Origin of the sequence: Arthrobacter cheniae (assembly GCF_003602275.1) — a bacterium.
Lineage (GTDB): Bacteria > Actinomycetota > Actinomycetes > Actinomycetales > Micrococcaceae > Arthrobacter_D > Arthrobacter_D cheniae.
The window spans coordinates 189,863-199,072 of sequence record NZ_QZVT01000007.1; the positions used below are offsets into that span (position 1 = coordinate 189,863).

The following is a 9,210-nucleotide window of genomic DNA, read 5'->3' on the forward strand; positions in this document are numbered from 1 at the left end:
CGCGGGCCCGGATGTGGCCCGCGTAGGGTGGAAGCTCGACGAAAGGACCCTTCATGAAGAAAATCCTCATGGTACTGACCAGCGTTTCCGAGATCGGCGACACCGGAGAAAAGACCGGTTACAACGTGGCCGAAGCCGCTCATCCCTGGAAGATCTTCAAGGATTCGGGGCACTTCGTCGACTTCGCGTCCATCCAGGGCGGCCAACCTCCGCGCGACGAGGTGGACTCGGCAGATCCCATCCAGGTCGCCTTCACGAAGGACGAAACCACCCGCGCCGGTCTCTACAACACCGCGCGCGTCGACGTCATCGATCCCGCCCAGTACGACGCCGTCTACCTCGTGGGCGGCCACGGCACCATGTGGGACTTCCCGGACAGCGAAGGCCTGCAGAACCTGGTGGCCAGCGTCTACGACGCCGGCGGCCTGGTGGGTGCGGTCTGCCACGGACCCGCCGGCCTGGTGAACGTGGAGTTGGGGAACGGGTTCCGCCTCGTCGAGGGCCGGAGAATGGCCGCCTTCACCAACGAGGAGGAAGTCGCTGCTGGCAAGGACAAGGTCATCCCGTTCTTCCTGGCGGACCGGATCCAGGAACAGGGTGCTACCCATGTCTTCGCTGACGTCTTCGAGGAGAAGGTCGTCGTCGACGACCGGCTGGTGACCGGCCAGAACCCCGCGTCGGCCGCCGGCGTTGCCAAGGAGATGGAGAAGCTCTTCGCAGTGACCATCCATCAGGAGAAGGCCGAGGAACAGCACGAGACGGAGGCCCTTCGCGCGGAGAGGGACGCCGAGAAAGCTGACGCGGCAAGCACCGAACACTGATGCCGGGACCACGCGCCATTGCCCGTGGTCGGTTCACCGGGCCTTGCGGCGGGTGAAGACCAGATGGATTACCCCGGAAGGAGAAGGGGTCGCTTCGACGTCGAAACTTTGCTCGAGTCCTTCGAGGCCCTCCCAGAGCCGTTCGCCTCGGCCGAGGACGATCGGCACGAGGACGAGGTGCAGATGGTCGATCAGATCGGCCTCGAGGAATTGTCGGACCGTCCTGACTCCGCCACCGATCCGGATGTCGAGGTCACCGGCCAGGGTGCGTGCCTGGTCGAGCGCCGCGACGGGGTCGGCGTCGACGAAGTGGAAGGTCGTTCCGCCCTCCATCTCGAGTACCGGTCGAGGGTGGTGAGTCAGGACGATGACGGGGGTGTGGAAGACAGGGTTGTCGCCCCACCACCCCTTCCATTCCTCGTCCTTCCAGGGACCGCGTTGGGGGCCGAACTTGTTGCGCCCCATGATTTCCGCGCCGACTCCGGGACCCGTCCTGCTTGCGAACGCATCGTCGACGCCGAAGGACGGCTCGGACTCCCCGGGCATGCCCATCTCGCGGAAGGTTCGCGTTCCGATAGCCCACTCCATGAGCCGTGACCCTGCATGACTGAACGGAGCGTCGAGTTGCTGGCCCTCGCCGGCGCCGAAGCCGTCGAGGGAGATTGAAAAGTTGTGCACCCGTACGAGGGACATGCCATCTCCTGAAGTGCTTGTCGCGTGGAGGTCACTTCCAGGTGATCGAACCCGATGACTCAGGACCGACGATAGGAGAAGCGCGCCGCGATGTATACGGGAAGCGCGCTGCTCGTCACCGGGACGGGCACTCGGCTGTTCTTGAGGAAAGCCCGAGTCTTCCTGCGTCCCGGCTTCATGTTCAGGCACGAGACTGGACATCAGGGTGGAGACCAGGACAGAGCGTGTCCGGGCACCCTCCACCGGTTCACACAGCATGGAAGGAGCCGAGGTGCAGCCCATCATCGACATGGCGGCTCTTTCCAGGCTCGCGGCCGAGACCGGCTCATCGAGGGCAGCGACGTCCTTCGTCTCCCGGTTCACCGATCTGCTCGATGAGCGCATCCTCGTCATCGAACGCTCCTTCAAGAGCCCCGACCAGGATCAGTGGTACGAGGCCGTAAAAGGATTGCAGGCGGCCGCGGCAACAGCAGGCGCGGGCCGAATCCAGGCGACGACGGCCTTGCTCCTCGCGCCGGACCAGCTCGACGCCGGAACTGCGCTGGGCCTCATCGGGCAACTGCGCTCCGACGCCAGGGTCTTCACGATGGCCCACTCGGCGCTGTGCGAGGAGCAGGCCTTCGCAGACCGCCTGGCGACCCGCCGCCCGGCCTGACAGCGCCTTCCCCGAGCAGGTATCAACGCCCGTTCGGGACGTAGGCCTCGCGCCACCGCGTGAGCTCGGCGAAGAACTCGGACCTGGCCGGCTCGGGCGAGAGGGTGAGGTCGTGGATGCCTCCCCTGATGCGGACCAGGGTGACGAGCCGCCCGAGGAGCGGGGCGCGTCCCGCGATGTGGGCGACGTCGAGCACCACGTCCGTAGACGAGATCCTTCCCGGTTCCTTCACCGGGTCGGAGGTGGCATCGGAGCACGCCACCATGACCGGGCAGTCGATGGCGAGCCCTCGGCTCAGTTCGGCGTGACCACGACGGACACCGGCCAGCCATCCCGCGACGACCGGGAAGCCGCCGTGCGGTTTCCACGCGAGGTCGTAGGTCCATTCCCCACCGGTTTCGCGGTGCAGGTGATGCCCGTAGGCGGATCCGAGCTTGCCGACGACGACGCGGGGCCTGAGGGCACCGAGCCGATGGACCGCAGCAGTACCGAGCGTCCGCTGGAACAGGCTGGCGTTGAGGTCGAACCAGGGGCTGTTGAGGACGAGTGCGTCGACGATGCCGCGCCCGCGACGCCGGTGCGCCCACAGGGAGGTGACGAGCCCACCGGTGGAATGGCCCATGACCACGAGGACCCCGTGGCCCTCCTCATCGCGGATGATGCGGGCGGCTTCGTCGAGTTCCTCGTCGTATTCCCCCAGGGAGGTGATGTAGTTCGGGGTCTGGTGCGCGAGGAGGGAGCGGCCGTACTTGCGAAGGTCCAGGGCGTAGAAGTCGAAGCCCGCCTCGAGCCACGCATCGGCCAGGTTGGTCTGGAAGAAGTAGTCCACGAACCCATGGACGTACAGCACGGCCCTTTGCGAGCCTCCTGGAACACGGCGACGAACCAGGGTCGCGACGGCCTCGCCCTCGTCATCACTTTGGAGCGGAAGCGTCCGTGCCTCATATCCGGAGCCCAGAATATCCTCGCGGTATGCGTCCTGCCGCTCTGCCTTCGTCGTCACTGGTGGTCCTCCCTGACCTGATTCCGCTGGTCGGGCTCCTACGCACTCCATCGCCCGCCCGCAGCCCCGCCGCGTCGGTCGACCGTAAGGTCCCCGTCACCAGTGTGTCATCGGTCACCGCTATGCTGTCGCCACCGCATCACTACAGGAGCTGATCCCACGTGTCACAACGTTCCACCACGGCACACCGCCGCACTTTCGCGGCCGTCGCCGTCGGCTGCGCCGCAGCACTCGCGCTCGCACCCGCAGCCACCGCCGCTCCCGGCGGAAGCACCACATCCAAGGAGCCGACGGTCTCGATCACCGTCATGGGTACCAGCGACCTCCACGGTTACATCGAGAACTGGGACTACTTCACCAACGCGGAGTACGACGACGCAGCGCACAACGACGTCGGACTCGCGAAGATCTCCACCCTCGTCAACCAGGTCCGAGCGGACCGTGGCGAGGAGTCGACACTGCTGATCGACAACGGCGACACCATCCAGGGCACATCGCTCACCGACTACTACGCCAGCGTAGAGCCCGTGGACGAGACCGGCGAGACCCACCCCATGGCAGCCGCCATGAACGCTTTGGGCTACGACGCAACCACACTCGGCAACCACGAGTTCAACTACGGGATCCCCCTCCTGCGCACGTACGAGGAGCAGCTCGACTTCCCTCTACTCGGTGCGAACGTCAAGGACGCGGCCACGGGAGAGGACGCGTTCACGCCGTACGTCATCAGGACGGTGAAGCTCAAGGGCGAGAAGCCCATCAGGGTCGGCATCCTCGGACTCACCACCCCCGGTAGCGCCATCTGGGACAAGAACAACGTCGAGGGGGACCTCGAATTCCTCGACATGGTGGAGCAGGCGCGGAAATATGTTCCCGAGATGAAGTCCGCCGGCGCGGACGTCGTCGTCGTCAGTTCGCACGCCGGCCCCTCCGGCACCTCCTCGTACGGAGGCGGGCTGCCCGTCGAGAACGCCTCCACCCTGATAGCCGAGCAGGTTCCCGGGATCGACGCGATCCTCGCGGGCCACGAGCACCAGGAGATCCCGGAGCGCTTCGTCACCAATCAGCAGACCGGCGAGCAGGTGCTTCTCACCGAGCCGAAGAACTGGGGTATGCGCCTGTCCGTCATGGACTTCGAGCTGACCAGGGTTCGCGGCCAGTGGGACGTCACCTCGGCGAACTCGGAACTACTCAACACCAACACGGTGCCGGCTGATCCGAAGATCTCCGCGATTGCAGCCGAGCAGCACCGGACTACCGTCGACTACGTGAACACGGCGATCGGAACCGCCACCCAGACCATGTCCGCCGCCGAATCCCGCATCCGCGACACGGCTGTCATGGACTTCGTGGACAGCGTCCAGGCGGGCGCCGTGGACCGGGCCCTCGAAGGAACGCCGAACGCGGACCTTCCCGTCCTGTCCATCGTGGCTCCCTTCAACCGCGCTGCGGTCATCCCCCAGGGGCCTGTGACCATCCGTGACATGGCCGGACTGTACGTCTTCCCGAATACGCTCTTCGGCGTCGAGCTGACCGGCGCCCAGGTCAAGGACTACCTCGAATACTCGGCGAAGTACTTCAACCAGACCGCCCTTGGCGCTCCGGTCGATCCTGCGACGCTGACCAACGCCGCCGGGACCCCCGACTACAACTACGACATGATGTCCGGTGTCTCCTACGACATCGACATCAGCAAACCCGCCGGTCAGCGCATTGTGAACCTGAGCTACGCGGGCGCGCCGGTCGATCCGGCCCAGCGCTTCGCCGTGGCCACCAACAACTACCGGCAGTCGGGCGGCGGCAACTTCCCGCACATCGCCACGGCTCCGGTCCTCGTGAACCAGACCACGGAGATCCGCCAGCTGCTCATCGACTATTTGATCGCAGAAGGCACCATCGACCCTGCCACTTTCTTCCAGGAGAACTGGAAGCTCACCCGCAACGGGGAGCCGGTCTTCAACTAGACCAAGACAGACCGGCCTGCAACGGCGGGACCAGGCAGCAGGGCGCGGACCTCCGGAACGCGCCCTGCTGCGCGTTCGACCTAGATTGGAAGCATGACCATCAACATCTCGACGGCGACGGTACGGGATGCAGCTGCGCTGGCTGACTGCGCCGCCGTCACCTTCCCCCTGGCCTGCCCTCCGGGTTCGCCGCCCGAAGACATCCAGCGGCACATCGACACCCACCTCTCACCCGAGCGCTTCGCCGCGACCATCGCCCTGCCGGGTCACACGGTCCTCTGCCTCCGCGAGGAGCACAGGATTGCGGGCTGGAGCATGGTGGTCCTGGATCAGCCCTCGGACACGGACGTGCTTGCGGCGCTCTCCATCTCACCGATCGTCGAACTGAGCAAGTTCTACGTGCGCCCCGACCACCACGGTCGCGGGTCGGCCGGAGCACTGATGGCGGCAACGCTGGACCTCGCCGGGCAATCGGGCCGGCCCGGCGTCTGGCTCGGCGTGAACCAGGAGAACGCGCGCGCCATCCGCTTCTACTCGAAGAACGGCTTCCGCGTCGTCGGCACCAAGCGATTCCGACTCGGGGACCGGTTCGAGGACGACTTCATCATGGAGCAGGCGCTCCCCGCGAGATCGACGAGCACCGCCTGACGCGAACGATGCCAGCCAAGCCGACGACGCCGTGCCTGCTGGATCCGACGTCGAGAGCGGTGAATTCAGCAGCGTCAGCTGTTCTCGGGCGCAACCAGGCTGTCCTCGTCGACTTCGAGAGCCGGGGCGTCCTTGAACTCCTCGAGCGGATCCTTTGCCGTATCGCCGTCGGCCCCGGTCCCCGTCTCATCCTGGGACACCGGGGGCTCGTGGTGCGGCCTGATGTCCTGCGGGTCCTTTTCGGAATCGTTCGGCATGATGCCCTACCTCACATGACGTGATGAAGCTGCGAAGATTTTCCGCAGTACCCACCTTAAGGGCCCACCCGCCGTCGGTCGGCGAATGGGCCCTTCAGGGGAGATCTGAACGTCCGGTGGACGAAGCCGGTCTCGTCACGCTATTACCCGGCGAGAATCGGCCCCAGAGCACCGACGAGCTGGTTGATGCCCAGCACGATGAACAGCAGCGCGATGATCGCCAGCACGATGTTGCCGAGCAGCTTGTTGGCGTACTTCTTCGGGATTCGCTTGCCGTTGAGCAGTCCCAGCAGGGTGATCGCCAGGAAGGGCATGAAGAGTGATCCCAGGACACCGTAGGCCAGGATGAGTCCGATGGGCTGGCCCAACGCGAAGAGGATCATCGGTGGGAAGGTCAGCCAGAGCACGTAGAACTTGAAGTACTTGCCGCCCACCCGGGTGTCCGGATGGCCGGATTCCTTCCCCCGCATATTCCCCCAGAAATCGGCGAACATGAGGGAGACACCGTTCCAGACCCCGATGATCGAGGAGAACGAGGCGGCCCAGAAACCGACGAGGAAACCGATTCCGACGACGTCGCCGTATTCGTCGCGCAGCACGGTCGAGAGGTCGAGCAGCCCTTCGTCGCCCGCGCTCAGGCTGACTCCCGCGGACCGCACCACTTCGGCCCCGACGATGAGCATGGAGATCACGAAGATGCCGGTCATCACGTACGCCATCGTGTTGTCGATCCTCATGACCTTCATCCACTTGGGCGTGTACCAGCCCTTCTCCCGGAGCCAGTAGCCATACGCCGCCAGCGTGATAGTTCCGCCGACACCACCTGCAAGTGCCAGCGTGTAAAGGATGCCGCCCTCGGGAATCAGGGGGACCAGACCTGCAAGCATGCCGGGGATGTTGGGGGTGGCAATGATCGCAAGGCCCACGACGGTGACGAACATGATCCCGACAAGCGCCGCGGTGATCTTCTCGAACGTGTCGTACCTTCCGAACCACACCATCACGAACCCGAGCAGGCCCATGAGGATCGCCCAGGCCCAGAGCGGAAGGACGGGGAACAGGGCGGCCAGGGGCAGCGCCGCGGAGGACATCGCCGTCGCCCCGTAGACGAATCCCCAGATCATGACATAGGGGGCGAAGTACCACGTGGTCCAGCGGCCCAGGGAGCGCCAGCCTTCGAAAATGGTGTATCCCGTAGCCAGGGTGAATCGACCTGCCCCCTCCACCAGCACGATCTTCAGGACGACTCCGAGGATCACGGCCCAGAGCAGCCCGTAACCGTAGCGGGAGCCGGCCACCAGGGTGGCGACCATGTCCGCGGCCCCCACACCCGTCGCCGCAACCACGAGGCCGGGGCCGACGATCCTCCATTTGGCGGGTTTGCCGCCGTCGTCATCCACGCGGTCGGCGTGGTCGAGCTTTCCTGGTGGCATGTTGCTTCCGCCGGACATTCGACTCCTCTTCGTTGAGCATTTCCTGGCCCGGACTGCGTCGAGTCCCGCGAACCTCGGTCATTCTTCCACGAAGGTCCTTCGCACCAGCGGTGCGAAGCGCACGGATGGTGCGAACGGTGGACTTCGGACCTGCCTCCGAACGACTCGACCGTCCGATGCGCCTGGTCCCGGATACTGCGGGTCGTACGGCGTCGGGCGGTGCCAGCGGCGGTGGACGATCACCCTTGCCTGCAGGTATCCGCGGACCCAGCAAGATAGATATCGGTGTGGACTGCTGGAGCTCAGCTGGAACTGCTGGTGGTGCGCCGACTGCGTGCGTCGGCCGGACCACCGCCTGAGCAAGAAAAAGGGAGCGCGCCCGATGTTCGACGCACTCCCCTTGTGTCCGGCAGACGCCCGGCGGCTGGACCAGCCGCCGGGCGGGCAGAACATCAGTCTTTCTTGAAGACGTCCTTGATCTTCTCGCCGGCCTGCTTGAGGTCACTCTTCGTCTGATCGCCCCGGCCTTCAGCCCTCAGATTCTCGTCGCCGGTCGCGTTGCCAGCGGCTTCCTTACCCTGGCCGCCGAGCTTCTGCGCGGCGTTGCTGATCTTGTCATCGAGTCCCATGATGCTCTCCTAACGGTTGACTTCAGTGGTCATGCGATCAGCACGTCAGAGCTGATACGCCAAGTCTAGGCACCCCCACCACAAGAGTGTTGGTGATGACTGCTGCTGCAGACCTCACAGAAATTGCGGTGATGAACTTGGCCGAAGCGGGCGTGTCCCCTGCTGTCATCAAGCAGTCCGAACCAGCCGCCTGCGGCAGCACCATCAGGCCCTCCACTTCTGACTGCCCTACCGAATGAACAGGTCAGGACCCGATGTACTTTGCCACCTCGTCGAGCATCTCGCAGAGGTCCTTCACCTCCTGTTCAGCTCCGGCGGGCGCAACTCCGGCTGTGAAAGACAGCGCGAGAAGCAGGGGTAAGCGAAGGGTCTTTTCGAGGTCGTGCACGGTGACTCCTGGGCAATGCAGGATCACCGTCCGGTGCCCTGCCTCATGAGGAGAATTCATTGCCTGTACGGCGACGAGGCCGGTGGTGGTGCGGAAAAAGCGGCAATGGCTGCCGACGCGGTCGGCATATGCCCGCCTGCTGAAGCTCGTCAACGGACGCATCCATCACAACCTTCCGGCCTTCCGGCCTTCCGGTCCTCCGGTCTCGACCGTGGTGATCCCCTAGGGCATCTTCAGGAGCATCGAGCACCCTTGACAGCCAGACCCGGCCTGAGGAACATCGAGGGAACCGGTGCGACTGGCTGTCTCGGGAGGCCACCTGCGGTCCGGCTTCTCGAAGGGTTATTGAATGAAGTCACCACTCCCTCGTCCCAGATTCTTCCCGAGTGTCACCACGACCGTTGCAGCCCTCCTGGTGCTCTCCCTCGCGGGTTGCACCCCCACTCCGAAGCCGCCCAACGAGTCCGAGCCCCCTGCGGGTGCTGTTCAGATCGCCGCTGTCGGTGACATGAACGGCCCCAAGACCTCCAAGCGCAGTAGCCCATCCGGTCGCAACGGTGCCGCAATCACCCAGCTCGTGCAGGACGAGGAGATCGACGCGTTCCTCGGACTCGGCGACTTCCAATACGACACCGCGTACTGCGCCGACTACGTCAAATACTGGACAAAACTCTGGGGCGGCACCATGCCCAAGCTGTACTGGGTATCTGCTCCCAACC

At 64.9% G+C, this 9,210-nt stretch carries 10 protein-coding genes and 1 pseudogene; 5 read left to right on the forward strand and 6 right to left on the reverse strand.

Annotated elements, in window-relative coordinates; all coding sequences use genetic code 11:
* The first annotated feature begins 53 nt into the window (after window positions 1-53).
* Window positions 54-821 carry a type 1 glutamine amidotransferase domain-containing protein gene (locus tag D6T63_RS14235; RefSeq protein WP_120149712.1) on the forward strand — a complete coding sequence of 256 codons (768 nt, stop codon included), beginning with the start codon at window positions 54-56 and terminating at the stop codon, window positions 819-821.
* A 33-nt stretch (window positions 822-854) separates the two neighbouring features.
* On the opposite strand, the gene D6T63_RS14240 is transcribed toward D6T63_RS14235, so the two are convergent.
* Window positions 855-1,514 (reverse strand): dihydrofolate reductase family protein, encoded by a 660-nt coding sequence (locus D6T63_RS14240; protein ID WP_120149713.1) that lies wholly within the window; start codon window positions 1,512-1,514, stop codon window positions 855-857.
* A gap of 271 nt (window positions 1,515-1,785) precedes the next feature.
* Here D6T63_RS14240 and D6T63_RS14245 point away from each other — a divergent pair, with 271 nt between their 5' ends.
* Window positions 1,786-2,169 carry a hypothetical protein gene (locus D6T63_RS14245; RefSeq protein ID WP_120149714.1) on the forward strand — a complete coding sequence of 128 codons (384 nt, stop codon included), beginning with the start codon at window positions 1,786-1,788 and terminating at the stop codon, window positions 2,167-2,169.
* Between the two features lie 22 nt (window positions 2,170-2,191).
* Here the strand turns inward: D6T63_RS14245 and D6T63_RS14250 are convergent, their stop codons facing one another.
* Entirely contained in the window at window positions 2,192-3,172 is a 981-nt protein-coding gene (locus tag D6T63_RS14250; protein ID WP_235830768.1) for an alpha/beta hydrolase, read from the reverse strand.
* A gap of 161 nt (window positions 3,173-3,333) precedes the next feature.
* Here D6T63_RS14250 and D6T63_RS14255 point away from each other — a divergent pair, with 161 nt between their 5' ends.
* Window positions 3,334-5,136, forward strand: a complete 1,803-nt coding sequence (locus tag D6T63_RS14255) for a bifunctional metallophosphatase/5'-nucleotidase (protein WP_220725943.1) — start codon at window positions 3,334-3,336, stop codon at window positions 5,134-5,136.
* 93 nt (window positions 5,137-5,229) lie between these two features.
* Complete coding sequence (locus D6T63_RS14260) at window positions 5,230-5,784, forward strand: GNAT family N-acetyltransferase (protein ID WP_120149716.1); 555 nt, start codon at window positions 5,230-5,232, stop codon at window positions 5,782-5,784.
* A 74-nt stretch (window positions 5,785-5,858) separates the two neighbouring features.
* On the opposite strand, the gene D6T63_RS14265 is transcribed toward D6T63_RS14260, so the two are convergent.
* The 4 genes from D6T63_RS14265 to D6T63_RS18990 form a co-directional block, all read right to left on the reverse strand.
* Entirely contained in the window at window positions 5,859-6,041 is a 183-nt protein-coding gene (locus D6T63_RS14265; protein ID WP_120149717.1) for a hypothetical protein, read from the reverse strand.
* Between the two features lie 143 nt (window positions 6,042-6,184).
* Window positions 6,185-7,492 (reverse strand): Nramp family divalent metal transporter, encoded by a 1,308-nt coding sequence (locus D6T63_RS14270; RefSeq protein WP_120149718.1) that lies wholly within the window; start codon window positions 7,490-7,492, stop codon window positions 6,185-6,187.
* Between the two features lie 434 nt (window positions 7,493-7,926).
* Window positions 7,927-8,103 (reverse strand): CsbD family protein, encoded by a 177-nt coding sequence (locus D6T63_RS14275; RefSeq protein ID WP_120149719.1) that lies wholly within the window; start codon window positions 8,101-8,103, stop codon window positions 7,927-7,929.
* A 244-nt stretch (window positions 8,104-8,347) separates the two neighbouring features.
* Entirely contained in the window at window positions 8,348-8,653 is a 306-nt protein-coding gene (locus D6T63_RS18990) for a hypothetical protein (protein ID WP_147394383.1), read from the reverse strand.
* Between the two features lie 187 nt (window positions 8,654-8,840).
* On the opposite strand from D6T63_RS18990, the pseudogene D6T63_RS14280 reads away from it, so the two are divergent.
* Window positions 8,841-9,210: pseudogene (locus D6T63_RS14280) on the forward strand (hypothetical protein); the annotation flags it as partial.